At 73.2% G+C, this 25,855-nt stretch carries 24 protein-coding genes; 16 read left to right on the forward strand and 8 right to left on the reverse strand.

Annotation, left to right across the window (positions count from 1 at the left end):
* Positions 1–414: 414 nt before the first annotated feature.
* Complete coding sequence (locus ACFU9E_RS19695) at positions 415–924, forward strand: GNAT family N-acetyltransferase (RefSeq protein ID WP_355367867.1); 510 nt, start codon at positions 415–417, stop codon at positions 922–924.
* Between the two features lie 138 nt (positions 925–1,062).
* On the opposite strand, the gene ACFU9E_RS19700 is transcribed toward ACFU9E_RS19695, so the two are convergent.
* Both ACFU9E_RS19700 and ACFU9E_RS19705 read right to left on the reverse strand, forming a co-directional pair.
* Positions 1,063–1,515: a GNAT family N-acetyltransferase gene (locus ACFU9E_RS19700; RefSeq protein WP_380685385.1), complete on the reverse strand. Its 453-nt coding sequence runs from the start codon at positions 1,513–1,515 to the stop codon at positions 1,063–1,065.
* 29 nt (positions 1,516–1,544) lie between these two features.
* Entirely contained in the window at positions 1,545–2,303 is a 759-nt protein-coding gene (locus ACFU9E_RS19705; protein ID WP_380685383.1) for a GNAT family N-acetyltransferase, read from the reverse strand.
* Positions 2,304–2,381: 78 nt separating this feature from the next.
* Here ACFU9E_RS19705 and ACFU9E_RS19710 point away from each other — a divergent pair, with 78 nt between their 5' ends.
* Together ACFU9E_RS19710 and ACFU9E_RS19715 are read left to right on the forward strand one after the other, a co-directional pair.
* Positions 2,382–3,854, forward strand: a complete 1,473-nt coding sequence (locus ACFU9E_RS19710) for a PLP-dependent aminotransferase family protein (RefSeq protein ID WP_380685381.1) — start codon at positions 2,382–2,384, stop codon at positions 3,852–3,854.
* A gap of 97 nt (positions 3,855–3,951) precedes the next feature.
* On the forward strand, positions 3,952–4,671 hold the full coding sequence (locus ACFU9E_RS19715; protein ID WP_380685378.1) for a hypothetical protein: 720 nt from the start codon (positions 3,952–3,954) through the stop codon (positions 4,669–4,671).
* A 77-nt stretch (positions 4,672–4,748) separates the two neighbouring features.
* On the opposite strand, the gene ACFU9E_RS19720 is transcribed toward ACFU9E_RS19715, so the two are convergent.
* Positions 4,749–5,336 carry a hypothetical protein gene (locus ACFU9E_RS19720; RefSeq protein WP_380685376.1) on the reverse strand — a complete coding sequence of 196 codons (588 nt, stop codon included), beginning with the start codon at positions 5,334–5,336 and terminating at the stop codon, positions 4,749–4,751.
* 121 nt (positions 5,337–5,457) lie between these two features.
* On the opposite strand from ACFU9E_RS19720, the gene ACFU9E_RS19725 reads away from it, so the two are divergent.
* The gene (locus ACFU9E_RS19725; RefSeq protein WP_380685374.1) at positions 5,458–5,886 is read left to right on the forward strand and encodes a hypothetical protein; all 429 of its coding nucleotides are present in this window, start codon (positions 5,458–5,460) and stop codon (positions 5,884–5,886) included.
* A 32-nt stretch (positions 5,887–5,918) separates the two neighbouring features.
* Here the strand turns inward: ACFU9E_RS19725 and ACFU9E_RS19730 are convergent, their stop codons facing one another.
* The 3 genes from ACFU9E_RS19730 to ACFU9E_RS19740 form a co-directional block, all read right to left on the reverse strand.
* Positions 5,919–7,196: a PucR family transcriptional regulator gene (locus tag ACFU9E_RS19730; protein WP_380685372.1), complete on the reverse strand. Its 1,278-nt coding sequence runs from the start codon at positions 7,194–7,196 to the stop codon at positions 5,919–5,921.
* Positions 7,197–7,308: 112 nt separating this feature from the next.
* Positions 7,309–8,289, reverse strand: coding sequence for a helix-turn-helix domain-containing protein (locus tag ACFU9E_RS19735; protein ID WP_380715207.1), 981 nt, complete (start codon positions 8,287–8,289; stop codon positions 7,309–7,311).
* 116 nt (positions 8,290–8,405) lie between these two features.
* The gene (locus ACFU9E_RS19740; protein ID WP_380685370.1) at positions 8,406–8,867 is read right to left on the reverse strand and encodes a pyridoxamine 5'-phosphate oxidase family protein; all 462 of its coding nucleotides are present in this window, start codon (positions 8,865–8,867) and stop codon (positions 8,406–8,408) included.
* Between the two features lie 195 nt (positions 8,868–9,062).
* Here ACFU9E_RS19740 and ACFU9E_RS19745 point away from each other — a divergent pair, with 195 nt between their 5' ends.
* Positions 9,063–11,069 carry a LamG-like jellyroll fold domain-containing protein gene (locus ACFU9E_RS19745; RefSeq protein ID WP_380685368.1) on the forward strand — a complete coding sequence of 669 codons (2,007 nt, stop codon included), beginning with the start codon at positions 9,063–9,065 and terminating at the stop codon, positions 11,067–11,069.
* 78 nt (positions 11,070–11,147) lie between these two features.
* Here the strand turns inward: ACFU9E_RS19745 and ACFU9E_RS19750 are convergent, their stop codons facing one another.
* The gene (locus tag ACFU9E_RS19750) at positions 11,148–11,714 is read right to left on the reverse strand and encodes a hypothetical protein (protein ID WP_380690241.1); all 567 of its coding nucleotides are present in this window, start codon (positions 11,712–11,714) and stop codon (positions 11,148–11,150) included.
* Positions 11,715–12,060: 346 nt separating this feature from the next.
* On the opposite strand from ACFU9E_RS19750, the gene ACFU9E_RS19755 reads away from it, so the two are divergent.
* On the forward strand, positions 12,061–12,777 hold the full coding sequence (locus tag ACFU9E_RS19755; protein WP_380690239.1) for a chitinase: 717 nt from the start codon (positions 12,061–12,063) through the stop codon (positions 12,775–12,777).
* 48 nt (positions 12,778–12,825) lie between these two features.
* Here ACFU9E_RS19755 and ACFU9E_RS19760 read toward each other — a convergent pair whose 3' ends face one another.
* Entirely contained in the window at positions 12,826–12,981 is a 156-nt protein-coding gene (locus ACFU9E_RS19760; protein ID WP_380684386.1) for a hypothetical protein, read from the reverse strand.
* A 493-nt stretch (positions 12,982–13,474) separates the two neighbouring features.
* Here ACFU9E_RS19760 and ACFU9E_RS19765 point away from each other — a divergent pair, with 493 nt between their 5' ends.
* The 10 genes from ACFU9E_RS19765 (at position 13,475) to ACFU9E_RS19810 (ending at position 25,812) form a co-directional block, all read left to right on the forward strand.
* Positions 13,475–15,007, forward strand: a complete 1,533-nt coding sequence (locus ACFU9E_RS19765) for an amino acid adenylation domain-containing protein (RefSeq protein WP_380684387.1) — start codon at positions 13,475–13,477, stop codon at positions 15,005–15,007.
* A gap of 107 nt (positions 15,008–15,114) precedes the next feature.
* A complete protein-coding gene (locus ACFU9E_RS19770; protein WP_380684388.1) occupies positions 15,115–15,357 on the forward strand; it encodes a phosphopantetheine-binding protein in 243 nt (80 codons plus the stop codon).
* Positions 15,354–16,730 (forward strand): flavin monoamine oxidase family protein, encoded by a 1,377-nt coding sequence (locus tag ACFU9E_RS19775; protein ID WP_380684389.1) that lies wholly within the window; start codon positions 15,354–15,356, stop codon positions 16,728–16,730. The genes ACFU9E_RS19770 and ACFU9E_RS19775 overlap by 4 nt, the downstream gene beginning before the upstream one ends.
* Before the next feature lie 139 nt (positions 16,731–16,869).
* Entirely contained in the window at positions 16,870–18,606 is a 1,737-nt protein-coding gene (locus tag ACFU9E_RS19780; protein ID WP_380684390.1) for a class I adenylate-forming enzyme family protein, read from the forward strand.
* A 7-nt stretch (positions 18,607–18,613) separates the two neighbouring features.
* The gene (locus tag ACFU9E_RS19785) at positions 18,614–20,050 is read left to right on the forward strand and encodes a KamA family radical SAM protein (RefSeq protein WP_380684391.1); all 1,437 of its coding nucleotides are present in this window, start codon (positions 18,614–18,616) and stop codon (positions 20,048–20,050) included.
* Complete coding sequence (locus ACFU9E_RS19790; protein ID WP_380684392.1) at positions 20,047–21,108, forward strand: RimK family alpha-L-glutamate ligase; 1,062 nt, start codon at positions 20,047–20,049, stop codon at positions 21,106–21,108. The genes ACFU9E_RS19785 and ACFU9E_RS19790 overlap by 4 nt, the downstream gene beginning before the upstream one ends.
* Entirely contained in the window at positions 21,105–22,385 is a 1,281-nt protein-coding gene (locus tag ACFU9E_RS19795; RefSeq protein ID WP_380684393.1) for a phenylacetate--CoA ligase family protein, read from the forward strand. Before ACFU9E_RS19790 ends, ACFU9E_RS19795 begins: the two co-directional genes overlap by 4 nt.
* Positions 22,382–23,677, forward strand: coding sequence for an MFS transporter (locus ACFU9E_RS19800; protein ID WP_380684394.1), 1,296 nt, complete (start codon positions 22,382–22,384; stop codon positions 23,675–23,677). The genes ACFU9E_RS19795 and ACFU9E_RS19800 overlap by 4 nt, the downstream gene beginning before the upstream one ends.
* Positions 23,674–24,537, forward strand: coding sequence for an SDR family NAD(P)-dependent oxidoreductase (locus ACFU9E_RS19805; protein ID WP_380684395.1), 864 nt, complete (start codon positions 23,674–23,676; stop codon positions 24,535–24,537). Before ACFU9E_RS19800 ends, ACFU9E_RS19805 begins: the two co-directional genes overlap by 4 nt.
* Before the next feature lie 21 nt (positions 24,538–24,558).
* On the forward strand, positions 24,559–25,812 hold the full coding sequence (locus tag ACFU9E_RS19810) for a phenylacetate--CoA ligase family protein (protein WP_380684396.1): 1,254 nt from the start codon (positions 24,559–24,561) through the stop codon (positions 25,810–25,812).
* The last annotated feature ends 43 nt before the right edge of the window (positions 25,813–25,855 follow it).

Below are 25,855 nucleotides of genomic sequence, written 5' to 3' on the forward strand. Positions count from 1 at the left end.
CGGGGGCCCCCCCGGCCCCCCCCGGGGTTAACACCCCCGGGCCCCCCCCGGCCCCCGGCGGTATGTCCGCACCCCCCCCCACCCCGGGGGGGGGGAAGGCGGCCCACCCGACTCCCCACGCCCGAGACCGCTGCGGATGCCTCACCTACGCGCAGGAGAGCGGGGCGAGGCCGCCACTGGTGAACACGTAGCTGACCGATCGCTTGTCCGGTCCCGGCGACGCCTACGGCATGCCCCCCTACGGACTTCCGCAGGAAGTCCCTGCTCCCCTGACGCCGGCCGCGCCCCGCCGGGACGGCCCGGTGGCCTCGGTGGGGCACCTCGTCGCGTAGCGGAAGGTCACCGGAACCGCCTGCCGATCAGTGCCATGATCGGTGCGGTAGGGGCGCGTTCACGACTGAAAGGTGATCACAGATGCTGCTTCGCGATGTCGGGCACGGCGACGTCGACGCCTACGTCCGGATGCGGTGCGACCCGCTCATGATGGCCGAGTTGGGCGGTCCGCAGCCCCGGGAGGGAATGGCGTCGAGGGTGGGCCGGGACATCGAGCGGGTGGCGGCGGGCACGGACTGGATCAAGATGATCGTGCCCGACGCGGCGGCGCCGGACGTGGTCGCCGGGGCCGTGAACCTGTGGATGCAGGGGAGCGGGGACGAGCGGACCACCGAGATCGGGTGGATGGTGCTGCCGGAGTTCCAGGGGCGGGGGCTGGGCAAGCGGGCGGTCCACACCCTGCTGGAGCAGGCCCGCGAGGACGGCCGGTGGGGGCTCGTGCACGCCTACCCGGCGACGACGAACGCCCCGTCCAACGGCATCTGCCGCACGCTGGGCTTCCGCCTCCTGGGCGAGCAGGACACGCCCTTCGGCGACCGGGTCATCCGGTCCAACCACTGGGTCCTGGACCCGCGCGGCGATCTGGCCTGAGCCCGGGACGGTGGCGCGGCGGTCAGCCGGCACGGGCGCGCAGGTGGGCGCTGCGGCTCTTCACCTGCCCGGCCGACCGCAACCCACCCGTTCAGACCGCCCGCTGCCCGCCGCAGCGGGCAGCGGGCGGTCTCCGCCCTAGACGCCGGTCTCGTACGTGACCCAGGTCGTACGCTCGGCAAGGGAGTTGTACAGCGCCTGGGCCTGGTGGTTGTCCTCGGCGGTGACCCACTGCACGAAGGTTCGCCCCTCGGCGGCGGCGAGTGCGCGCAGCTGCTCGATGAGCGCCCGTCCGACGCCCCGGCCCCGGGCCTCGGGATCGGTGAACAGGTCGTCGAGGAAGAGGCCCGTCGTCCCGGTGTACGGGGAGGGGACGGGGCGGTGGTGCGCGAATCCGACGACGGCTCCGTCGACCTCCGCGACGAGGGCGTCGCACTCGTGCCCGGGATCCGTCAGCCAGGCCCAGGCGCGGGAGACGACCTCCTCGGACTCCTCCAGCCGGTAGAACGCACGGTACTGGCGGAACAGCACGCGCCAGCGGGCTTCGTCGGCTGCGGCGAGGGGGCGGACGGTCGGGGCGTTCGTGGTCATGTGGTGCTCTTTCCTTACGTGGTGCATGCTTACTTGGTGCTTGCGCGGTGCGCGGGCGGCTCTCCGCTGAGGTCCCCCGCGGCGGCGCGGAGGTCGGAAAGGGACCGCTTCTGCCGGCCCTCCCCGTCGAAGTTGTCGGGCGAGAGCCACCGCCGCAGCGCCCCGCCGACCTGCGGCCACTCGGTGTCGACGACGGAGTACCAGGCGGTGTCGCGGCTGCGGCCCTTGTAGACCACGGCCTGGCGGAAGATCCCCTCGAAGGTGAAGCCCAGCCGCACGGCCGCCCTGCGCGAGGGCTCGTTGAGGCTGTCGCACTTCCACTCGTAGCGGCGGTAGCCGAGCCCGTCGAAGGCGTAGGACATCAGCAGGAACTGGGCCTCCGTGGACAGCGGGGTCCGCTTCAGCAGCGGGGAGAAGGTCACGCTGCCGACCTCGACGACGCCGTTGGACGGGTCCTGGCGCATCAGGGCGAGGGTGCCCACGGCCCGCCCGGTGCGCGGGTCGACGACCGCGTACTGCAGGGGGTCGTCCGCCCGCGTCTCCGCCGTCACGTGGGCGCGGTAGTCGGCCGGGTCGTCGAACGGGCCGGACGTCATGTACGTCCAGTCCGCGCCGTCCGCCGCGAGGGCGTAGGCGGCGTACAGGTCGTCGGCGTGGCGGTCCGCGTCCAGGGGTTCCACCCGGCAGAAGCGGCCCTCAAGGGTGACCCGGGCGGGCGCCGGGCGCGCCGTCCAGCCGGGCAGGGGGTGGCCGACGGGCTGGCCGTATTCGTTGGGACGTGCGGACATGTTCTTCTCCTGGTGTGCCGGTCCTTCCAGGCTAGGGACCGTGTGGACCCTCGATAAGGTCCACGGTACGGTCGTTCCATGGAGCCACGACGTGAGACCCTCGGGCCGCAACTCGACTTCCTGCTCCACGAACCGCTGTCCCGCACGCGCGGCGGGGACTCCCTGCAGAAGCAGCTGCTGCACCGCCTGCGGGCCGCCGTCCTCGACGGCCGGCTCCCGGCGGGCAGCCGCCTGCCGGGCTCGCGCGCCCTGGCCGAGGGCCTCGGGGTGTCGCGCAACACCGTGACGCTCGTCTACGACGTGCTGGGCACGGAGGGATACATCGAGCCCAGCCGGCAGGGCACCCGGGTCGCCGCACTGGCCCGCCCCGAGCCGGCCGACCGCGCGCACCCGGCCCCGGCGACCCTGGGGCGGCGTGCCGAGCGGATCCGCAACCGCGACCCCGGCGGCGTCGACTCCTTCGCCTTCGCCTCGGGCGTTCCCGCCCTGGCCCAGTTCCCCCTCGCGGCCTGGCGGCGCTCCCTGGACCGGGTGCTCCTGCGGGGCGGCACCGAGCTGCTGGGGTACGGCCCGCCGCGCGGCGAACCGGCCCTGCGGACGGCCGTCCTGCGCCACCTCGCGCTCGCCCGCGGCATGCGCTGCGCCCCGGAGCAGGTCGTCATCACCGAAGGGGCGCAGGAGGCGCTCTCGCTGTGCGTGCGGCTGGTCACCGACCCGGGGGACATCGCCTGGGTCGAGGACCCGGGCTACCGGGGCGCGCAGACCGCGCTCGTCGGCGGCGACCTGACCGTCGTCCCCGTCCCGGTCGACGCGGACGGACTGCGGACCTCCGCGTCCGACTGGACGGCCCGCCCGCCCCGCCTCGTCTGCACCACCCCCGCGCACCAGTACCCGACGGGCGCGGTCCTCACTGCGGCCCGGCGCCTCGACCTGATCGAGAAGTGCCGACGGCACGGCGCCTGGATCATCGAGGACGACTACGACAGCGAGTTCCGCCACAGCGGCGAACCCCTCGCCTGCACGCAGGGCCTGACGCCCGCCGCGCCGGTCTTCTACGTCGGCACCTTCAGCAAGACCCTCTTCCCCTCCCTGCGGCTGGGGTTCCTCGTGCTGCCCGAGCAACTGGTCGGCCGGGCGGCGCCGGTGGTGGACGAGCTGCTGCGCGGCGGGCACCGCCACGAGCAACTCGCCCTCGCGCACTTCATGGAGAGCGGCCAGTACGGCCGGCACCTCGCCCGCATGCGCCGCCTCTACCGCCGCCGGCGCGACGTGCTCAGGGCGGCGCTGGTCGAACACTTCGACGTGCCGCACACCGTGACCGGCGGGGACAGCGGGATGCACCTGACCGTACGACTGCCACCGGACGTTCCCGACCGGGCGCTCGCCCACGCCGCCCGCCGCCACCGGCTGGCCCCCCGGCCGCTGTCCCCGCACTCCCTGAACCCCGACACCGCCCCCAACGGACTCGTCCTGGGGTACGGCAACACCCCCGAATCGGCGTTCGCCCCCGGGCTGCGCCAACTCTCCCACCTGGCAAGGACCTTGGGCTGACCCCCGAACCGCGGAACATCGAAATCCCCGCCACGGCTTCCTTCGTTCCGCTCCCCCGCCGACGGCTTCCCTGGGACCATTCCCCCAGGGGGTTGCCATGAATTCTCGAATCAGGAAAACGACGCCTCCGGGCCGGTTCCGGCTCTCCGGACCCGCCGCCCGCCGGCTGATACCGGCCCTGCTCGTCCTGGCAGGACTGACCGCCACCGCTCTCGGCTTCGCCTGGTTCGCCGACGCCGACATGCGAATGAACGCCTACCGCGCCGCCCCGCCGTGCAGCACGGCGGAGGCGCACGGGCCCGACGCGCGCTGCGTGCGGCACGAACCGGGCAAGGTGACGGCCAAGGCCGTCCACCGCGGCTCCGGCCCCTCCGCCGACGACCCCGAGAAGGAGCACAGGCTGACCGTGGTGCGCGAGGCGGCTCCGACCCGCAGCTACGAGGTCGGCAAGGCCCTCTACGAGGACGTGGAGATCGGCGCGACCGTGGACCTGACGGTCTTCCGGGGGCGGGTGGCCGCGATCGCCTACCGGGGGCACCACGTCAACACCCCGCACCCGTCCGTCACGGTCTACTTCGGAATGGTCCTCCTGGTCGGCCTGGGAACCGCACTCACCTCCCACGGCCTGTCCTGGCCCCGGCTGGGCCCGAGCCCGGCCCGGTTCGCCACCGTCGGCGGCGCCGCCGCCGGCCTGGCCTTCCTCAGCGGCATGGCCTTCATGTGGCTGCCCCTGCCATCCGGTCTCCTCCCCGCCCTCCCCGTCCTCCTCTGGCTGATCGTGACCGCCACCGCCACCGCGATCACCTGGAACGACTGACCCCGCGCCGCGCACGGGAAGTCGGACGGGCCGACTTCCCACGCCCGAAACCCCTACAGAAGGCGGGTGTCGGCCTCCTACGTCGGTCGGCTCATCGTGGCGGTGGCGTCGAGGCTGACGATCGGCGGGCTCTCCTCGTACGACACGCTGATGCCGGCGGCCAGCTCGGCGACGGCATCCTTCAGCTCCTTCGACGTCGCGCCCGCCTTCGTGGTGGCGACCTTGATGCCGGATCCGTCCGGAAGCATGGCGACGGAGTGGACGGGACCCGGGAGCCTGTTCGACTCGGCCGCCTCCGCGATCCGGTCGAGCGCGGGGTCGACCGTTCCTCGCGAGTACCGGCACTTCCGGATGAGCGTGTGGGACGTCTCGATGCCCGGGTGCGCCGCCGCAGCCGCTTCGATCAGGGTCCGCGCCCGGCCCTCGTCGGTCGCGAAGAGGATGACGTGCCGCCCGGCCGGGTCCAGCTGGAGTGCGCCGAAGGTGTCCTTGAAGTCCGCACGCCCCTGTTCCCCGAGCGCCGATTCCAAAGTCTGCAGCGCGGAGTAGGTGCGCCCGTCGATCGGCGACGCCGGGCGGGGCTCGGGCGCTCCGCCGCACGCACTGAGCAGGACGCTCGCGAGAAGACCGGCCGACCAGGCGGCGATCGAGCGGTGCGGATTCATCGATCGATCCGTTCTTCCTTGCGCGTCCTTCATGGTGACGATCGGTCAGCCCACCCTACGGGAGGCCGGCGAGGAGACGGCCAGGGACTCCCGGCGATCACATGCGGGGCGGGGGTGTGCCATGATGCGCTTCGCCCGCCGCGCGGTGCGCAACGCGCCCACGGGCAGCCCGCTGGCGGGCCTGATGCTGCACGCGCTGTACGAGCGGGGGAAGGCCCGCCCCCGGGAGGAACCGTTCAGGGCCCTGTTCGAACGCCGACGGCTGACCACCGCCGCGAACGCACTCGCGCTGGTACCCGAGCACGACCCGTACCTCCCGCCGCTGCGGCACCTGCTGGCCCACCACCTGGTCCGGGCGAGGATGTGGGACGCGGCGCTCGACGAGTTCCGGCGGCTCGGCCCGTGGTGCGGCGCCGCGCCCTGGACCGACCGCGCCGACCCTGTGACGGCCTTCCACGCCGCCCGGGGGCTCGCGGCGGCCAGGTCCAAGGTCGAGACGGGCCGGGGCCGCCGGGCCGTGAAGGACAAGCAGCAGGGCATGGCCGGCTGACGCGGCACCGCCTCCCTCGACACGGAGCGCCGTCAGGCGGCTTGGGCCCGATGGGAGCCGTCGGTGGTGTGGCGCGGCCCGACAGACAACAGGAGTTCGCGGATGCGCAGGCCCAGGTGCAGGGTGGTGCGGTCCGCGCCGTTGTTCAGGTCGAGTCCGGTGATCTCCTGGATCTGCCGCAGCCGGTAGTACAGCGAGGTGCGGTGGACCCGGAGCGCTTCGGCGGTCCTGGGCATCGACCCGGCGTGGTCGAGGAAGCACCGCAGGGTCTCCTCCAGCCGGGGCCCGTTGCCCGATTCCAGGAGGGTGCGCAGCGGCCTCGGGAGCAGTGACTCGTTCAGGGCGTGGTCCGGCAGTTGCAGCAGCACGGCGAACTCGCCGAGGTCCTCCCAGGAGCCGATGCCCTCCAGTCCGGGCATCCGGCGTGCCGCGCGCACCGCGACGAGCGCCTGCTCGTAGGAGGTCCGCGCGCCGGTGAGGCCCGTCTGTCGGCCGCCGATGCCGATGACGGGCTCGGCCGAGGCGCCCAGCCGGGTGCCGAGGGCGTCCAGGAGGCGCGCGGACTGCTCCCGGAGGGCGCCCTGGGTCAGCGGCCGGTCGGCGAGCTGGAGCAGGACGGCCCGGTGCGAGGAGACCGCGAAGGCGGCGCTCACCGACCGGGTGCGGCCGAGGTCCTCCAGGGCGCCGTGGAGCGCGGTCGTCACCTGCCCGGCAGACAGCTGGGAACGCCTCACCCGCACCACGCCGACCACCGCGTGGGGGGCGTCCGGAAGCAGCGCGTCGTCGAGCAGCCGCTGTCGGGACCCGGCGCGCGTGGCGGCGTCCGGGCCCAGCAGCGACAGCAGGAGCTCCTGGTGCCCGGTCCTCTCCTCCTCGGCCGCGAGGCGGTCGGCGTACAGCTGGCCGACGACGGCGGGGGTCACCCGGGCGATCGCCTCGCTCTCCTCCGGGGTCAGCCGGCCCTCCGGCGCGATGACCGTCAGCAGGCCGAAGAAGTGGCCGCGCTCGCGCAGCGGCACGCAGTAGCGGGGAAGCAGGCCGAGATCGTCCCGGCCGTCGAGGAACCCCGGCTTCGACCACCGCGCGACGCCCTGGTCCAGGACATGACGCGCGACCTCGCCGCATGCCTGTCCGTACAGCAGGCTGTGGACGCGGACCGGGTCCGCGTCGTCGAAGTGGCGGCTGGAGCAGATCCGCCTGACCGAGGGGTCGACCAGGGTCACGGACCGCCGGAGCGACTCCGCGAGGTCCTCGATCAGCGCCTGCAGCGCGGTACTGCCGCAGGGGGCCCGCAGCCACCGTTCGGTCATGGCGGTCCCCGTTCGCGCTCGCTGTCCCGTTCGTTCTCAGGACACGCTGGCACCACCGCGATGCCCCACGGTGCACGGTTCTTGTCCCTGTCCGCAGCGTGAGGGTCGGCACTCAGCCTCGTGGCGGAGACGCCACCACGCCACGGAGCCGCCGCCACTCGCTCGGGGACACCCCGTGGGCCGCCCGGAAGCGGCGGCTGAAGTGGCTCGGGCTGCTGAACCCGCAGCGGGCGGAGACGGCGGCGACGGTCAGCCGGTCGTACCGCGGGGAGGCGAGCATGCGCCGAGCCTTCCCGAGCCGCTCCTCGATGAGCCACTGCTCCAGGCTGATGCCCGCAGCGCCGAGCAGGGTGTAGAGGCGGCGGATCGAGACGGCGTGCTCCGCCGCGATCCGCTCCGGCGTCAGGTCACGGTCCGCCAGGTGGGCCCGCGCGTAGGCCATGACCCGGGTGAGCAGGGTCTCGTCCATCGTCGACCTGACCTCGACGCTCTCCTCGACGTGCGCGGCCGAGAGCAGCAGCGCGCGCACCAGCTCCGTGGTGGCGGACGCCAGGGCCTCCGCGCCGGGGTCGGCCTCCAGTCGGCCCGGATCGTGCCACAGGCCCCGCAGGTGCTGCAGCACCAGGCCGTGCAGCGGGCTGGCGCGCAAGCGCAGGGACGCCCGCTCCACCGTCTCCACCGGCACACCGAGGCGGTCCATGTCGAACATGAGGGCCTGGGAGGCGCCGTCCCCGGACCAGCCGTACGTGCGGGGCGACAGCTCGTGGAAGACGCAGATGTCGTGGGACCCGAGGAGTTCCCGCCGGCCCGCGACCTCGGCCCGGTGCACGCCCAGGGGCTGGAGCGAGACCGAGACCACGGGGCTCTCCCGGTGGTGGCGGACGTGCTGGGCCGTCCGCCGGACCTCGAAGCCCGAGTTCCGGGTGGCGAAGAGGTTCAGCCCGCCGACCTGCCAGAGCTCCATGCGGGCGTGGATCCCGGTCTCCCCCTCCTCGTGGGCGATGTCGTTGGGCACCAACGAGTCCGTCAACGCATGACGGAACGCCTCCACGCGCTCACGTGGCGGAACGGTGTGGAGGTCGAGCAGCAGCACACTTTCTCCCAGGAAGGCCGGATTCGGACGGTCTGTCGCACCGGCCAACAGCGGGAACCCCGCACACCTTCCCGGCCCCCGCGCGCGAGCGCGTACGGCGGGCGGCGCGGACCCCGCTACTCCAGCCACACTCCGTCCCGCATGATGACGCGCCCGCGCAGTTCCCGCTCGCCGCGCCAGGCCCGCACCGTGCTCGGGACCACCCGGATGTACAGATACGGGCTCTCCTCCGTCCGTGGGTCCCACCCGAACTTCTCCAGGAAGCCCGCCGCCGCGGCCGCGGGGACCTCGTGGTCCGGGAAGCACTGCGCCTCGCCCTGGAGCATGATCACGTCGGCGGTGTCCGGCAGCGCGAGGCGCACGCGCGGCTCCTTGCGCACGTTCCGCACGGTCACGGACGTGGCACCGGTGCACACCCACACCGCCTGACCGTCCCACCGGAACCACAGCGGCACCTGGTGCGGCCCGTGGTCGGGGTGGGCCGTCGACACCCAGACATCCCTTTCGGTGACGAGCCGTTCCAGGGTCTCGCGCTTACGCTCCGCCGTTTCGCGGCGGACAATTCCCGTGCTCTCCATGAGACCCGACCCTAACCACGCCGACCCGCGCCCCGCCTGCGGCGCGGGACCTACGCCCAGCGACCGATGAACCCTCAGCCCGGCCCCACGGCGCCCGTCGGGTTCCACCGCTGTTCAGCGGCGTGTGGCCCGGTCGATGATCTCCGACCAGAACCGGTCCCTACCGTCGTGGCCCACACCACTTCGGGAGCGAACATGCACGACATCCACGAGTCCGGGCACGAGTGCGGGTGCCCGCGGACCGCCGACCTCGACGGGGACGGGCCGGCGGCGGCGGGCCGGCGCCGGTTCCTGCGCGGGGCGGGCCTCCTCGGGGCCGGGGTCGGGACGGTGGGACTCGGCCTGCTCGGCGCGGGGCCCGCTCAGGCGGCCGAGCCCGGGGCGGACCCGGCGAAGGCGGACGGTGCGGCAAAGCCGGCGAAGGCGGAGAAGGCCGAGAAGGCGAAGAAGGGGCGCTGGCAGCCGGACCCGGACGCCCGGCGGTTCACCGTCGTCGTCATGCCGGACACCCAGTACCTGTTCGACCAGGACCGGATCCACCCGGCGCCGGTGGAGGCCTCGATCCGCTACGTGCTCGACGGCGGGGTCAACCGGGAGGACGGCACGGACGACAACATCGTCTTCCTGGCCCACCTCGGCGACGTCACCGAGAACGGGCTGCCCGCCGAGTTCGCCGCCGTCTCCAAGGTGTTCGGCCGGCTCGACGACGCCGGCGCGGCCTACGGCGTGCTCGCCGGCAACCACGACGTCCGCTCCTCGACCGACGACCAGCGCGGCAGCACCCCGTACCTGGAGACCTTCGGCAAGGCGCGGGCCGCCCGCACCTCCGGCTACCACGGCTCCAGCCCGGACGGGTACAACACCTGCCACGTCTTCACGGCGGGCGGCCGCCCGTGGATGCTGCTCTCGCTGGACTGGCGGCTCTCGGACGCCGGCTTCGCCTGGGCCAACGCGGTGATCGCCGCCAACCCCAAGGTGCCGGTGATCCTGACCACCCACGACCTGGCGTACGCCGACGACGCCGGCCGGGCCGAGCTGTCCGGCTACGGCAAGAAGCTCTGGGACCGGCTGATCAGCGGCAACGACCAGATCTTCCTCACCGTCAACGGCCACTACTGGCCGCCCGGACGCACCGTGCTGCGCAACAAGGCCGGCCACGACGTGCACGTCCACATCACCAACTACCAGGACCGCTACTACGGCGGCGCCGCGATGATCCGGGCGTACCGCTTCGACCTGGACCGGAACACCATCGATGTGTCGACCTTCTCGCCGTGGATCCAGGAGATCGCGGCCGAGGAGCGCAACACCCTGGCAGCGCAGCAGGTCGAGCTGACCTCGGACGTGGACCGCTTCTCGCTCGCGATCGACTTCGACCGGCGCTTCGCTGGCTTCGCGCCCGTCCCGCAGCGCCCGGCCCGCCGGGCGGCCGAACTGCTGGTCCGGGACACGGTGGCGTACTGGCGCTTCGACGGCGGTGGCGGCGACGGCACGGCGCTCGCCCCGCAGCAGGTCGTCAAGGACCTCACCGGGCAGGGCAACGACCTGCTCTGGCGCAGCGCCCCGGGCACGCCCGACGGCGCGCTCACCTGGTCCGCCGAGCACCACCCGGACCAGCCGGGCCACGGCAGCCTGCTGTTCAAGGGCACCCGCTCGCCGGTGCGCGGCGGCTACCTGGAGACCGCGCCCACCGCGCCGCTGAACCGGGAGACCTTCGAGCGCGGCTTCACCGTCGAGGCCTTCTGCAAGCTGCCCGCCGACTGGGACTCCGGGCAGAGCCGCTGGTCCGCCCTGCTCAGCCGGTGGGGGACGGCGAGCGAGGCGGGCCGCAGCGGCCCGGGCACGGACGCGGACGAGCCCGTCGTCACCCTCAGCCTCTCCGAGGCGCCCGCCCTGCAGTGGTGCGTCTACCCGCTCAACCAGACCGGGGCGTCGACCTGTTGGGGCCACCAGTTGCCCCTGGACCGGTGGTGGCACGTCGCGGTCGTCAACGACGGCAAGCTCAGCCGGATGTACGTCGACGGCTGCGAGGTGGCCCGCAACCCGTCGACCCCGGCCGTGGGGCTGGCGACGCTGGGCCGGCCGTGGATGCTGGGCGGCTACGCGTACGCGGGTGTGCTGGACAAGGTGTTCCACGGGCACATCGGCGACGTCCGGATCGTCAAGCGCGCCCTGCGGGTGCGGGAGTTCATGACCGCCTGAGGTCGGCCGCGGCCGCGGAGCGGGGAGCCGGCCGGCTCCCCGCTCCGCGTGCCACCGGTCCTGCGGGCGGGGGCGGCGTTACGGTGCGGTCGGGCAGACGAGGGAGCTGAAGACGGGCGGATCGGGGAACTCGCTGCCCTGGTAGGTGCCGTTCGAGCCGTACTCGTAGTAGAAGTAGTAGATGCGGAAGTCCATGCGGGCGCCGATGGTGCAGTCCGAGTCGGCCGTGAAGTGGTAGGGCAGGGTCACGGTACGGCTCTCACCGGGCGCGATGGGGACCGTCGGTGAGACCAGGTTGAAGCGGACCGTCATGGGCGCGACCTCGCACCAGCTCGCACCGGTGCACCCGGTGAACTCGCGGCGCGCGCCGGCGATCGGCGAGCCCGCCTCGGAGGCGACGAGCGTCGTGTAGAGGAAGGTGACCGGGCCGGTCTGCCGGTTGGTGAAGGTCACCGACAGCGCGCCGTTCTGGCCCGGCGTGAGCGTGGTGTCGTCCAGGCTCAGCGCGAAGGAGGGCGCCGACACGGGCGCCGGCACGGGCGAGGCCGCGGCGAAGGCCTGCTGGCCGAAGCCCAGCAGGCCGAGGAACAACGTCAGTGCGGCGATGAGGCGCACACGCCTCATCGCCGAAGTGGGGGTAGACATGGTCGCCCAGCGTAGGCACCCGCATTCCGCCCGTCTGCCCCGCGCTCGGGAAACCGGCCATGATCGGCCGCACACGCACGCGTTCACGAGTGAAGGGGGGCTACGGATGCTACTGCCGCGAAGGTGCCCACCGCATGCTCAGCATCTCCATCAACTCGCTTGGTGGAAAAGTTCATTGAGCCTTCGTCAGATCAGTGAACGCGAATACGCCCCGAAGGGGTGGTTTGCGGCCGCACGACTCAAGGATTCCAGGAATCGGGGACCACGATGGAGTCCGGCGCTTCGCTCTCGAAGCACCGACCCACCAACCGATTCCCGGATTCCCGGACTACCCGTGCGAGGAACGATGAAGCTTCTGCGTGCCCTGTCGGTGGCGGCCTCGGCCGCCGTGCTGAGCACCCTCTCGCTGGCCGGCCAGACGGCGCCGGCCTCCGCCGCCGGCTCCTTCGTGGTCAGCGAGTCCCAGTTCAACCAGCTGTTCCCGAACCGGAACGGGTTCTACACCTACCGCGGCCTGGTCGACGCGCTCAGCGCCTACCCGAAGTTCGCGGCCACCGGCGACACCCCGACCCGCAAGCGCGAGGCGGCGGCTTTCCTCGCCAACGTCAGCCACGAGACCGGCGGCCTGAAGTTCGTCGTCGAGCAGAACACCGCCAACTACTCGCACTACTGCGACTCTTCGCAGCCGTACGGCTGTCCGGCCGGCCAGTCCGCGTACTACGGTCGCGGACCGCTGCAGTTGAGCTGGAACTTCAACTACAAGGCGGCGGGCGACGCCCTCGGCATCGACCTGCTGCACAACCCCAACCTGGCCCAGAACGACCCGGCGGTGTCCTGGAAGACCGCGCTCTGGTTCTGGAACACCCAGAACGGCGCCGGCCGGATGACCGCGCACGACGCCATCGTCAACAACAAGGGCTTCGGCGAGACCATCCGAACCATCAACGGCGCGCTGGAGTGCGACGGCAAGAACCCCTCCCAGCGCGACGACCGGATCAACCTCTTCAAGAAGTTCGTCGGCGCCCTCGGCACCGACACCGGCGGCGGTAACCTCTCCTGCTGACGCACCGGCCGGCGCGTGACCGGGCGGCCGGGCCCACCGGCCTCCCGGTCACGCCCGCCAGTGCACGAAGGTCGGCGGCGAGCAGTCCCACAGCTCCCCCGCGATGCTGGTCGGCCAGGACTCCCACCCGTCGAAGTCCTCCTGGACGATGCGGCGCAGGAACTCGACCATGCCGAACGGGTGGACCGCGAAGGTCGGGTCCATGCGATCACCCTGGCGACCGGGCGCGGTGACCAGCGGGAGGCGGTGAACGGTTGCCGGGCGGACGATCCGTCGGCGTCCGATCGGTCCGTCGGCCCAGCGCCCGGAGTCAATTCCCCCGCGAATGACCGCCCTTGGCCACCGGGGCCGCGAGCAGCGGAAATGCCCGCCGGGTCACGGCGCCGGGCGGGCGGGTGGCGGTGAACGGGACCGACGATTCCTGAACGACGGGAAATGGCAGCCGAGTTGGATGGTGTGCGATCTCCTGGGAAAGCAGTGAACCGACCACCGGCGCGCAGCGTGAGGCCGCGAACACCGTCCGCAGTCACTCAGACCCCAGGAGCCCGCCCAGGTAGCGCCGACCCCGTTCACATGTCAACCACACAACCTTGAAGCGACATCCTCAACAACCATTGTGGCTCCGCAGTCCCGGCGGGTAGAGTCCCGGTCCGCCGAGCACCGAACACGTGCTCGCACGGCATTCTTTGGGGCGGGCATGACAAATAACCGCAACATCCACGGGGCCACTTCCGACCTGATTGACGCGTTCACGGAAACCGTGCGCCGATATCCCGCACGCCCGGCGATCGTCCACCACGGACAGGACCTCAGCTATCGCCAACTGAACGAATCAGCAAGCAGTTTGGCCGCACACATCGGCACCGCGCCGGGCGTGGTGGCGGTTTCGGCGACGCATACGCCGGACACCGTCATCGGCCTGCTCGGCATCCTGGCCGCCGGCGGGGCGTACTGCCCCGTCGACCCGGCGTTCCCGCCGCAACGGCAGCGGGAGATGCTGGCGGCGGTCGGGTGCCGGAAGGCCATCGGCCTCGATCCCGAACCGCTGCCGGACGCCGCCGAGTTACCCCGATTAGCCGCGACCTCCCGGGACGGCTCGGAACAGCCGGAGCGGCCGGCCTATCTGCTCTTCACGTCGGGCTCGACCGGGCAGCCGAAGCCCGTCGTCACACCGCGACGGGCGATCTCCGCCGCCGTCGACTCGCTGCGCACGCTCTTCGGCCTCACCCCCGAGGACCGGGTGCTCCAGTTCGCCTCGCTGAACTGGGACACCTGCTTCGAGGAGATCCTGCCGACCCTCACCACCGGCGCCGCGCTGGTCCTGGACCGTGAGGCGCACAGCGGGTCGTTCCCGCGCTTCCTGCGGATGATCGAGCGCGAGCGGATCACCGTGCTCGACCTGCCCACCGCCTTCTGGCACGAGCTCGTCCTGCACCTCGCCGAGGGGGGCGCCGCGCTGCCCGGGTGCGTCCGGCTGCTGGTGATCGGCGGCGAGCCGGCCAACCCGGCGCGGCTGGCCGACTGGGCCACCCTCGACACCGGACGGATCCGGCTGCTCAACACCTACGGCTCCACCGAGACCACGCTGATCACCCATGCCGTCGACCTGCACGGACCGCTCGCCGCCGTCCGGGACCGGCCCTGGGCGGCCGGCGACCGGGTGCCGATCGGCCGCGCCCTGCCCCATGTGCACGAACGGATCGACGAGCACGGCGAGTTGCTGATCGGCGGACCGGCGGTGGCGCTCGGCTACCTCGGCCTGCCGGAGGCCACCGCGGCCCGGTTCACCGAGGACGCCGAGGGCGTGCGCTGGTACCGCACCGGCGACCGGGTGAGCCGCGGGCCGGACGGCGTGCTGACCCACCAGGGCCGGATGGACGGCGAGTTCAAGATCCGCGGGATCCGGGTCGACCCGGCCGAGGTGGAGGCGCACATCGGCGGGCATCCGGGCGTGCAGGCGGTGGCGGTGACGGGGGCGACCGTCGCCGGGCGCTCCGCGCTCGTCGCGTACGTGGTCCCGCGCGCCGGGGCGGCGGCCGGGACGCTGGACGCCGAGGTCCGCGCCCATCTGCGGGACCGGGTACCCGGCCACCTCGTGCCCAGCCGGATCACGGTCGTGCCGGAGCTGGTGCTCACGGCGAGCGGCAAGGTCGACCGGGCCGCCTCGCACCGCCGCCACTCGGCCCCGACCACGGCTTCAACCACGGCACCGGCACCCGCCTGCCCATAACGCTTCCGCCCTCACGCGCCCCGGGCCCGCGCACCGAACGGCCCACCACCCTCACGCGGTGCCGCCCCCGGCGCGCCGCGACCCCCGACGGTCCCTAGGAGACCCCGTTGAGCAGCGTAGACACCACCCCCGCCGACACCGAGGGCGTGACGGCGATCTTCCGTCGCGTCCTGGAGACCGAGGACGTCGCGGCGGACTCCGACTTCTTCCTCCTCGGCGGTGACTCCCTCATCGCCACCCGCGTGCTGAGCGCCCTGGCCCGGACGTACGGCGTCGAGCTGTCCTTCGAGGACTTCGTGCTCGCCCCCACCCCGGCCGGCCTCGTCGCGCTGATCGCGGGCATCAGATGACCGGCGGCAGAGCGCGCTCCGCGGTCGTCGTCGGCGCCGGACTGGCGGGTCTGACCGCCGCCGAGGGGCTGGCGGCCCGTGGGCTGGACGTCACCGTGCTGGAGGCCCGGGATCGGGTCGGCGGGCGCACGCACGGGATCGAGGTCGCGCCCGATGCCTGGATCGACGCCGGCGCCGCCTACCTCGGCGCACGACACACCGAACTCCTCGACCTCATCAAGGAGTTGGGCCTCCACACCACGCCGACCACGATGCTCGGCGCGAGCCGCTTCGCACTGGGCGGCCACGACGGCCGCGCGGACGGCGAACACGCCACCCGGGACGGCCGGTTCCCGCCGCTCAACGCGGTGGCGCTCGGCGACCTCTTCGACCACCTCGCCGAACTGACCGCCGTCGTCCGCCCGGAGGCGCCCTGGCTCACTCCGGACGCCGAGCGGCTGGACGGCCTCACCGCCGCCGAGTGGGCCGAGCAGTACCTCGACCACCCGGACGCCCGGCTGTTCTTCCCGCTCTTCCTGGGCGAGATGATGGCCGCCGACCCGGCCGAGGTCTCGGTCCTGCACATGGCCTTCTACCTGCGCTCCGGCGGCGGCCTGCGCTATCTCAACGCCTTCGAGGGCGGCGCCCAGCAGGACCGGATCGCGGGCGGCGCGCACCTGCTCTGCGAGCGGCTGGCCGGCCGGCTGGCCGAGCGGCACCACGGCACCGTCCGGCTCGGCACGGCGGTGCGTGCCGTCGCCCAGGACGCCGACGGAGTCACCGTTCACTCCGAGCGCGGCGCGACGTACCGGGCCGACGTCGCCGTGGTGGCCCTGCCGCCGCTGCTCGCCGACGCCCTCGACCTGGGACCCGATCGCCCGGCCCGCCGGGCGGGCGAGCTGACCGGGCGCGGCTGCGCCGTCAAGGTCAACCTGGTCTACCCGTCACCGGTCTGGCGCGAGCACGGGCTCTCCGGCTGGTCGGTCAACGCGGAGGGCCCGCTGCTCTCCACGGTGGACGACTCACCCGCCGGCTCGGCGGTCGGGGTGCTCACCGGCTTCGTCACCGGCGCCGAGGCGCACCGCTACGCCGCCCTCGGACCGGGCGAGCAGCGCGCCGCCGCGGTCGCACAGGCCGCCCGGCTGTTCCCGATGCTGCCCGAGCCGGTCGGCTTCCACGTCACCGACTGGGTCAACGAGCCCTACAGCAAAGGCTGTTACGCCGCACTCTTCGGGCCCGGCGACTGGCTGCGGCTCGGCCCGACGCTGACCGCGCCGCACGGCCGGGTGCACTGGGCCGGCACCGAGACCAGCACGGAGTTCTTCGGCCTGCTGGAGGGCGCGATCCGCTCCGGCCACCGGGTCGTCGCGGAGATCCTCGACGGCGAGGCCTGACCCGCCGCCCCGGCCGACACGCACACCGGCACAACGGGCACAACCGCTAGACGGCCAGAGCACCACCGACCACCGCTCCCCCGCCGCCCGTGCTCCCGTTCCACAAGAACCGCGGGCCACCCCCCTCTCAGGAGACGCCATGAGCGACCCGAGTTCCGCCCTGAGCAGCACCCCGCCCACCCCGATCGCACCGCTCGCCGCCCGCGAGCGGCTGATGGCCGAACCCGGCCTCGGGGCGGGCAACTTCCTCGACCACGCCATCGCGGTGAACCCGAACCGCGCGGTCCCGTTCGCCTACAGCCACCACACCGACCACCGCGGCGCCGTCGTGCTGCGCGGCCACAGCCTGCTCGACCTGGCCGCACAGCGCGACCGCTACGCCGCCTGGTACCACGCCAACGGCGTGCGCCCGGGCGAGCCGGTGGCCGTGGTGATCGCCGAGGGCCTGGAGCCACTGCTGCACTTCCTCGCGCTCAGCGCGCTGGGCGCCGTCCCGGCCCTGGTCAACGACGCGATGCGGCACGACGTGATGGTCCGCTACCTCCACCACGTCGGTGTGGTCGGCGTGGTGGCCGACGACACCACCCGGCTGGCCGCCGCCTACCGCGAGGACCCGCAGCACCGCCCCCGGTTCCTCGCGCTCGCCGCCGAGGTCCGGGCCTTCGACGCGGAGTCCTCCGGCTCCCTGCCCGCCCAGTACCCGTACCGGCACGCGCCGGACGACGTGGTCGCGCTGATCCACTCCTCCGGCACCACCGGCACCCCGAAGTCCACCATGCTCGGACACCGCCAGTTCTGGGACGGCAAGCAGCCGCGCATGGTGCGCTTCCCCGCCGAGCCGTCCGACCGGCTGATGTCGCTGATGCCGCACACCCACGCGGGCGGCCTGAGCTACTTCCTCACCGCGACCCTGCTCGGTCTGCCGACCGTGGTGATGGCCGACTGGCGCCGGGCGGTGGTCGAGCCGGTGATGGAGGCCTTCCAGCCGACCATGGTCGCCTCGTTCCCCCGCACCTTCGTCGAACTCGCCACCGGGGAACTCCCGGTGAAGGGCGCCGCCAGGGTGCACTCCTGGTTCAACACCGGCGACAGCGCCCACTACGGGCACATCCGCCGCCTGGTCCGACTCGGCGAGCGCCCGGCCGGGCTGATCCGGCCCTGGCTGCTGCCGCGGGAGAAGGCGGAGCAACCCGCCCTGCCCGGTTCGCAGTTCGTCGACGGCCTGGGCTCCTCCGAGATGGGCATGGCACTGTTCGGCCAGGTGACCACACCGGAGTCGGACCGCGACGACCGCTGCGTCGGCAAGCCGCTGGAGGTGGTGCGCCGGGCCGCCGTGCTGGACCAGGACGGCGCCGAGGTGCCGGACGGCACGGTCGGGCTGCTGGCGATCGACTCGCCCTCGCGCACGCCCGGCTACTGGAACGACGGCCGGCTGACCGGCAGCTTCGAACTCGCCGGGTACTGGCTCACCGGGGACGTCGCCCGGCGCGACGCCGAGGGCCGCTTCTACCACCTGGACCGGACGGTGGACGTCATCGACACCGCGGCCGGCCCGGTCTACAGCCTGCCGATCGAGGAGGTGCTGCTGGCGGACTGCGCCGAGCTGGTCCGGGACTGCTCGGTGGTCGGCGTGCCCGGCGCCGCCGGAGAGGGCCAACGGCCCATCGCCGTCGTCCAGTTGCAGCAGGATGCGGAGTCCGCGACGGACACCGAGGTGCTGGAGGCCGCCAACAAGGCGCTCGCCGGGGCCGGCCTGGCCGCGCTCGCCGCCGTCCGGATCGCCCGCACCGCGTCGGAGTTCCCGCTCGGGCCCACCGGCAAGGTACTCAAGCGCGAACTGCGCACCCGCTTCGCCACCCTCTTCACCGGCCAGTAGCCCCCGGATGGACGACCGCCACGCTGCGCCCGCGCCCCCCGCGCCCGCGCAGCCCTACCAGTACGTCCGCACGCCCCTGGTGGAACCCGACTGGCGCCGGCTGCCCGGCTGGCGCGAGGTGACCGGGGCGCAGTGGCGCGACGCCCAGTGGCAGCGCGCCCACTGCGTCAAGAACACCCGCCAACTGCGCGCCGTTGTCGGCGACTTGCTCACGCCTGAGTGCTATGCCCAACTCGACGCCGACCAGGCCGGGTTCGCGACGATGCCGCTGCTGGTGCCGCCGCAGATGCTCAACACCATGGCGGCGAACGCGCCGACCACCCCGGGGGAGTACACCGCCGCGTTCCTCGCCGACCCGGTGCGCCGCTACATGCTGCCGATGCTCGCCGACCGGCTCCCGCACTGGCCCAGCCACCCCAAGGCCGAGCGCGACTCGCTGCACGAGGCCGAGATGTGGGTGACCGAGGGCCTCACCCACCGCTACCCCACCAAGGTGCTGGCCGAACTGGTCGCCACCTGCCCGCAGTACTGCGGCCACTGCACCCGGATGGACCTGGTCGGCACCTCCACGCCCCAGGTCGCCAAGACCCGCCTGACGCTGCGGCCGGAGCACCGCCAGGAGCAGATGCTCGACTACCTCAAGCGCACCCCGGCCGTGCGCGACGTGGTGGTCTCCGGCGGCGACCTCGCCAACGTGCCCTGGCCGCAGCTGGAGTCCTTCCTGCGCCGGCTGCTGGAGCTGGAGACGGTGCGTGACATCCGGCTCGCCAGCAAGGCGGTGGTCGGCCTGCCGCAGCACTGGCTGCAGCCGCAGGTGCTGGAGGGCGTGCACCGGATGGCCACGCTCGCCGCCGGCCGGGCCGTCAACCTCGCCGTGCACACCCACGCCAACCACGTCCGCTCGGTGACCCCGCTGGTCGCCGAGGCGGCCCGGGCGCTGCTCGACGCGGGCGTGCGGGACGTGCGCAACCAGGGCGTGCTGATGCGCCGGGTCAACGACACCCCCGAGGACCTGCTGGACCTCTGCTTCGCCCTCCAGGGCGAGGCCAACATCCTGCCGTACTACTTCTACCTCTGCGACATGATCCCCAACGCCGAGCACTGGCGCACCAGCCTCCACCACGCACAGCGCCTGCAGGAGGCGATCATGGGCTACCTGCCCGGATACGCCACCCCGCGCCTGGTCTGCGACGTGCCGCGGCTCGGCAAGCGCTGGGTGCACCAGGTGGTGGCGTACGACCGCGAGCGCGGCGTCTCGTACTGGACGAAGAACTACCGCACCGGCCTGGAGGTCCGCGACGCGGGCACCGCCCCGGCCGGGCACGACGCGCTGGACCGCCTCCACCCCTACTACGACCCGGTGGACACCCTCCCCGAGGCCGGCCGCCGCTGGTGGGCGGAGCGGGCCGGGCACCCCGCCCCCCAGGAAGGAGCAGCACGGTGAACCCGTCCGCCCCGCACGATCCCGCCTCACACGGTCCCGCCTCACACGACCCCGGCCCGCTGCGCCGGATGTGCTGGATCTTCCCCGACCGCGAGTCCACCCGCACCACCGCGACCTGGCGCCACTACTTCTGGGACCTCTACGCCGAGGTGGCCGAGGAGCTGGGCCTCACCTGGTGCCGGCACGCGCCGGACGCGGTCACCGTGGACGCCACCGACCCGGCCCGCCCGCTGGTGTACGTCGACGAGGAGCCGGTGACCCCGCGGGACACCCTGTTCATCACCGCGCTCTACTCGCTGCCGTACCAGTCGATGGACGTCTTCAACCAGTACGCGCTGTACGCGGTGCTGGAGCAGGCCGGCTTCTACCTGCCGTTCCCGCCGCACATCTCGCTGATCGGCAACGACAAGCTGGCCACCGTGCTGCACCTGGCCGACTCCCCGGTCCCGCCGATCCCGTCGGTCCGGATCGGCACCGGCCGGGACGTCGCCAAGCACCACTACGAGGTGGCGCTCGGCTCGCTGACCTACCCGGCGATCGTCAAGCCGGCCGGCTGGTGCGGCGGCGGCGGCATCAACCTGGCGCGCGGCCCGGAGGACGTCCGCGGCCTGGCCAGCCTCGCCCAGGGCGGCGACACCACGCTGATCGCCCAGCCCTACCTCGGCGACGGCACCGTGGACTACCGCGTCTACGTGATCGACGGCAAGCCGTACGCGGCGCTGCGGCGGGTGCCCGAGCCCGGTTCGCCGGTGGCCAACGCCAGCCGCGGCGGCTCGATGGAGTTCCCACCAGTGCCGCCCGAACTCGCCGAGGCCACCGCCTACTTCGCCGAGAAGCTGGCGATCCCGTTCTTCTGCGTGGACTTCCTGCACGACGGCGAGCGGTACTGGTTCTCCGAGCTGGAGCCGGACGGCGTGATCGCCCCGGACTTCGACGACCCGGGCCGCACCCTGCAGCGGGACATCACCCGGGCCCGCTTCACCGCCTACCGGGACGCCCACGCCAAGTGGCTCGCGAACCGCCCCCTGTCCCCCATCCTCCGATCGGACGCCCGATGACCGATGCCTTCTCCCTTCCGCCCGACGCGGCCGAGCCCCGGCTTCCCGTCGCCGCACGGACCTTGGAGCTGCTGCGGACGGTGCCCGGGCTGGCCCCGCGCTACGCCGCACACCCCGGCGGCGTCCGCACCCTGGAGGAGCTGGCCGCCCTGCCGCCGCTGCTCAAGGACGACCTGAACACCGCGCTCGCCCATCTGGAGCCGCGCAGCACGACGGCCGCCACCTGGCTGTTCCAGAGCGGTGGCTCCACCGGCGCGCCCAAGGTCGGCTACGCGCCGACCGGCTTCTACATGGCCGGCGTCCAGGAGCACTGGCAGGCACTGGACCGCGACGACGTGTTCGCCAACGCCTGGGGCGCGGGCCGGATGTGGGGCGCGCACTTCCTCGCCGCCGCGCTCGCCGACCGCGCCGGCTGCCGGGTGATCGCGCTCGGCTCGATCACCCGCGAAGAGTACCCGGACTGGCTGGGCTTCCTCGCCGACCGGGGCGTCACCGCGATCGGCGGCACCCCGAGCGTGCTGCGCCTGTGGTTCACGCACGCCCGCGCCGCCGGCATCAAGCTGCCCGCCCTGCGGAAGGTGCTCTGGCTTGGCGAGGCCTGGCAGCCGCAGCTGGAGGAGGACCTCGCGGCCGTCGCACCGCAGGCCCGCCGCTGGGGCATGTTCGGCTCCACCGAGACCTGGGTGGTCGGCACCAATACGCCCGACTGCCCCGCGGACACCTTCCACCCGCTGCCCGACCAGCTGGTGCACGCGGGCCCGGACGGACTGCTGGACTTCACCACCCTCAACCCGGAGATGCTCAACCCGGTGCTGCGCTACCGCACCGGCGACGCGGGCGGGTTGACCGACTGCCCGTGCGGGCGCCCGGGCCGGGCGATGCGGGTGCTGGGGCGGCGCGACAACGTCGTCCAGGTGCGCGGCCTCGGCCTGCACGTCGACGAGCTGGTCGCCCGGGCCGAGCGCGAACCCGGCGTCTCCCGGGCCCAAGTGGTGATCACCGAGGACGGCGGCCGGGCCACCGGGGTGGACGTCCTGCTGCTGGCCGGCCCGGGCACGGCGGTGGACGCCGCCGCGCTGCGTACCGAACTGCTGTCCGCCACCTTCACGTTGAGCACCGCCTTCCAGCACGACCCGGAGCACGTCACGGTCCGGGTGGCGGACGCGCTGGTCAGCAACGACCGCACCGGCAAGACGGCCTCCTTCGTGGTGCGCGAGGCCACCGGCGCCGCGGCGACTCCCGACACCGCGGCGGCCTCCGACGGGGAGGCCTCGTGAAGCCGCGGCGCCCGGAGGACCTGGGGCGCGGCTTCAACCTGTTCTGGGCCGGCCAGACGGTCAGCGTGGTCGGCGACCGGATCACCGTGTTCGTCGTCCCCACCCTGATGATCTTCGTCCTGCACGCCTCCGCCCTCCAGGTCGGCGTGGTGGCGATGGCCCAGTACCTCGGCATCCCGCTGCTCGGCCCGGTCGCGGGTGTGCTGGTCGACCGCTGGGACAAACGCCTCACCATGCTGGCCTGCGACCTGCTGCGGCTGGCCGCCGTCCTGGTGATCCCGCTGGCGTACTGGCTGGACTTCCTCTCCACCGCGCTGCTGTTCGGCTGCGTGGCGGTGATCAGCGGCGCGACCATCTTCTTCAACGTCGGCTATCTGATCGCCGTCCCCGCCGTGGTGCCCGAGGACCGGATGGTGCGCGCCTACTCCCGGCTGGAGGGCAGCAACTCGGTCTCCGAGGTGGCCGGGCCGTCGATCGCCGCCGGCCTGTACAGCGCGCTCGGGGTGGGCGCGCTGCTGGTGGACGCGGCCAGCTACCTGGTGTCCGCCGCCTGCTTCCGCTCGATGCGGCCGTGGGGCGAGCGGACCGTCGTCGAGGGCACCGTGTGGGAGCGGCTGACCGCGGGCTTCCGGATGAACTGGGCCGACCCGGTGCTGCGCCGGGTGGTGCTGGCGGCCGTCACGCTCAACTCCGGCGGGCCGGTCTTCGTCACGGTGCTGCCGGTGCTCGCCTACCGCGGCCTCGGTGTGTCGGTCGGCGTGCTCGGCGCCGCGATGTCGGTCGGCGCGGTGGGCGCGCTGATCGGCGCCGTGGTCGCGCCGCGGATCAGCGCACGCCTCGGCCTGGGGCGGACGCTGGCCTGGTCGCTGCTGCTGCACTGCCTCGTCGGGCTCGGCGTACTGGCCGCGCCCGCGCTGCCCGCCGGACCGGTGATCGCGGTGACCATGGGCTGCTACGGCTTCTTCATGTCCTGCATCAACGTGTGCAGCGCGCCCACCCGGCAGTCGCGGATGTCCGCCGAGCACCAGGGCGTGATGCACGCGGCGTTCCGCACCGTCACCTGGGGCGTGATCCCGCTCGCCGCGCTGGTCGGCGGCCTGGCCGTGTCGGCGCTCACCGAACCGCTGGGCATCCGGGACGCGGCCCGCTGGGTGATGGCCGGCGGCACCCTGCTGGCGGCCTGCTCCTTCCTGCCCGCGCTCGGCATCCAGCCCCGGATGGACGCCGCCGCCCGCGCGGAGAAGCAGCAGGCGGCGGACGTCTCACCGGAGTTGACGGAGAGCGCGTCATGAGCGGCGACGTCCTGCTGATCACCGGCTGCTCCTCGGGCATCGGCCTGGCCACCGCCGTGGCCGCCGCCCGCGCCGGGTTCACCACCGTCGCCACCCTGCGCGATCCGGCCCGCTCCGAAGCCCTGTGCAAGGCCGCCGAGCAGGCCGGGGTCACCCTGGACGTCCGCCCGCTCGACGTCACCGACGCCGCCTCCGTCACCGCCTGCGTCGACGGCGTGGCCGCGGCGTACGGACGGCTGGACGCGGTGGTCAACAACGCCGGCGTCTCCAACTTCGACCCCACCCTGGAGATGTCCACCGACGCCGCGCTGCGGGCCAACCTGGAGGTGAACTTCTTCGGCGTGATCGCCGTCAGCCGCGCCGCGCTGCCACTGCTGCGCGCCTCCGGCGGGCGGCTGGTCACCATCGGCAGCGTGCACGGCGTGGTCGGGCAGCCGTTCAACGAGGCCTACTGCGCCGCCAAGTTCGCGGTCGAGGGCTTCATGGAGAGCCTGGCCCCGGTGGCCGCCGCGCACGGCGTGCGGGTCTCCGTCGTGGTGCCCGGCTTCGTGCCCGACACCGGGTTCGGGATCTTCCCGGACATCGACCGCCGCACCATCGCGGCAGCCTCCGGCCCGTACGCGCCCACCTTCGCCGACTACCTGACCTGGGTCGCCGGCCAGGGCTGGGAGGCCGCCGGCCAGCCGGCCGCCGAGGTGGCCGAGGTGGTGCTGCGGACGCTGCGCGCCGAGCGGCCCGCCTTCCGCGTGCCCACCAACGCCTGGGCCGCCGGCCATCTGGCCCACAAGCTCGCCGACCCCGACGGCTCGGCCGTCCAGACCCTCGCCCGCGGCTGGATCGGCCTTCCCGATTCCCCCTGACGCATCCCCAGGAGCCCCGCCATGCCCGCCAAGCCACTCCCCGAGCTGGTCGACTTCGCCCGGCGCAACTCCCCCTTCTACGCCGAGCTCTACCGCGACCTGCCGCCGCGGATCGAGCACCTCGCCCAGCTGCCGCTGATCGAGCAGACCGCCTTCTGGGCCGCCAACTCCTGGCCGGACAACCGCCTGCTCACCGGCCCGCTGACGGACGCCGGCGTCTACAAGACCGGCGGCACCTCCGGCGTCCCCAAGTTCTCCCCCTGGTCGCGCACCGAGCACACCGACTCGGTCACCGCTTTCGGCGCGGGGCTCGTCCAGGCCGGCCTCAGGCCAGGCCACCGGGTCGCCAACCTGTTCTGGGCCGGCGAGCTGTACGGCGGCTTCCTCTACATCGAGAACGCCCTGCACCACGCGCCGGTCGAGAACGTCCGGCTGCCCGTCGGTGCCGCGCCCGAGGCGTACATCGCCGACCTGATCCACGACTTCGGCGTGGACGTGCTGGCCGGTGAGCCGATGAAGCTCAGCTCCGTCGCCGAGCACCTGGTCAAGGAGGGCAGGGCCGCCGAGCGGATCGAACTGCTGCTGTTCGGCGGGGACCTGCTCTTCGCCGACCTGCGCCCGATCCTCTCCCGGGCCTTCCCGAACGCGGCCGTCTCCTCGATCGGCTACGCCTCGGTGGACGCCGGTCTGGTCGGCGCGCCGGTGCCCGGCGACGACGTCCGGGTGCACGAGGCCTTCCCGAACCGGACGGTGGTGGAGCTGGTCGACGACACCACCGGCGAGCCGATCACCGAGCCCGGGGTGCCCGGCCGGGTCGTGGTCACCAACCTGTTCCGCACCCTGATGCCGATCCTGCGCTACCCGACCGGCGACCGCGCCGAGTGGGTCGACGTGGAACGCGGGCGGTTCCGCCTGGTCGGCCGGTCCACCGAGGGCGCCCGGGTCGGCACGGTGGCGATGCCGACCGAGGAGATCCGGGCCGTCCTGCTCGCGCACGACCCGGAGCAGGTCATCTCCGGCCTGCAGATGGTGCAGCGGCGCTGGGACGGCAAGGACGGGCTGATCCTGCGGCTCGGGTACACCGAGCAGCCGCCGGCCGGTCTGGCCGGGCGGCTGGTCGAGGCGGTCTACAAGGCGCGGCCGCTCTATCCGGACGACGTGGCGGCCGGGGTGATCCACGACCTGGTGATCGAGTGGGTGCCGCGCTCGGAGCTGGTCACCAACCCGCGCACCGGCAAGCTCCAGCAGGTCATCGACGAGCGTCCGCCGGCCTGACCCCGGGCGCCGCCCGGGCGGGTGTCCCCCGCCCGGGCGGCCC

This window comes from Kitasatospora sp. NPDC057595 (assembly GCF_042800875.1).
Taxonomy (GTDB): domain Bacteria; phylum Actinomycetota; class Actinomycetes; order Streptomycetales; family Streptomycetaceae; genus Kitasatospora.

Excerpts from the sequence above, each read along its gene's own strand:
- ACFU9E_RS19810 (WP_380684396.1), top strand. The coding sequence starts at position 24,559 with ATGCCCGCCAAGCCACTCCCCGAGCTGGTCGACTTCGCCCGGCGCAAC.
- ACFU9E_RS19795 (WP_380684393.1), top strand. The coding sequence starts at position 21,105 with ATGACCGATGCCTTCTCCCTTCCGCCCGACGCGGCCGAGCCCCGGCTT.
- ACFU9E_RS19740 (WP_380685370.1), bottom strand. The coding sequence starts at position 8,867 with ATGGAGAGCACGGGAATTGTCCGCCGCGAAACGGCGGAGCGTAAGCGC.
- ACFU9E_RS19700 (WP_380685385.1), bottom strand. The coding sequence starts at position 1,515 with ATGACCACGAACGCCCCGACCGTCCGCCCCCTCGCCGCAGCCGACGAA.
- ACFU9E_RS19755 (WP_380690239.1), top strand. The coding sequence starts at position 12,061 with ATGAAGCTTCTGCGTGCCCTGTCGGTGGCGGCCTCGGCCGCCGTGCTG.
- ACFU9E_RS19805 (WP_380684395.1), top strand. The coding sequence starts at position 23,674 with ATGAGCGGCGACGTCCTGCTGATCACCGGCTGCTCCTCGGGCATCGGC.
- ACFU9E_RS19710 (WP_380685381.1), top strand. The coding sequence starts at position 2,382 with ATGGAGCCACGACGTGAGACCCTCGGGCCGCAACTCGACTTCCTGCTC.
- ACFU9E_RS19725 (WP_380685374.1), top strand. The coding sequence starts at position 5,458 with ATGATGCGCTTCGCCCGCCGCGCGGTGCGCAACGCGCCCACGGGCAGC.
- ACFU9E_RS19765 (WP_380684387.1), top strand. The coding sequence starts at position 13,475 with ATGACAAATAACCGCAACATCCACGGGGCCACTTCCGACCTGATTGAC.
- ACFU9E_RS19775 (WP_380684389.1), top strand. The coding sequence starts at position 15,354 with ATGACCGGCGGCAGAGCGCGCTCCGCGGTCGTCGTCGGCGCCGGACTG.
- ACFU9E_RS19720 (WP_380685376.1), bottom strand. The coding sequence starts at position 5,336 with ATGAATCCGCACCGCTCGATCGCCGCCTGGTCGGCCGGTCTTCTCGCG.
- ACFU9E_RS19705 (WP_380685383.1), bottom strand. The coding sequence starts at position 2,303 with ATGTCCGCACGTCCCAACGAATACGGCCAGCCCGTCGGCCACCCCCTG.
- ACFU9E_RS19695 (WP_355367867.1), top strand. The coding sequence starts at position 415 with ATGCTGCTTCGCGATGTCGGGCACGGCGACGTCGACGCCTACGTCCGG.
- ACFU9E_RS19785 (WP_380684391.1), top strand. The coding sequence starts at position 18,614 with ATGGACGACCGCCACGCTGCGCCCGCGCCCCCCGCGCCCGCGCAGCCC.
- ACFU9E_RS19750 (WP_380690241.1), bottom strand. The coding sequence starts at position 11,714 with ATGTCTACCCCCACTTCGGCGATGAGGCGTGTGCGCCTCATCGCCGCA.
- ACFU9E_RS19730 (WP_380685372.1), bottom strand. The coding sequence starts at position 7,196 with ATGACCGAACGGTGGCTGCGGGCCCCCTGCGGCAGTACCGCGCTGCAG.
- ACFU9E_RS19715 (WP_380685378.1), top strand. The coding sequence starts at position 3,952 with ATGAATTCTCGAATCAGGAAAACGACGCCTCCGGGCCGGTTCCGGCTC.
- ACFU9E_RS19760 (WP_380684386.1), bottom strand. The coding sequence starts at position 12,981 with ATGGACCCGACCTTCGCGGTCCACCCGTTCGGCATGGTCGAGTTCCTG.
- ACFU9E_RS19745 (WP_380685368.1), top strand. The coding sequence starts at position 9,063 with ATGCACGACATCCACGAGTCCGGGCACGAGTGCGGGTGCCCGCGGACC.
- ACFU9E_RS19780 (WP_380684390.1), top strand. The coding sequence starts at position 16,870 with ATGAGCGACCCGAGTTCCGCCCTGAGCAGCACCCCGCCCACCCCGATC.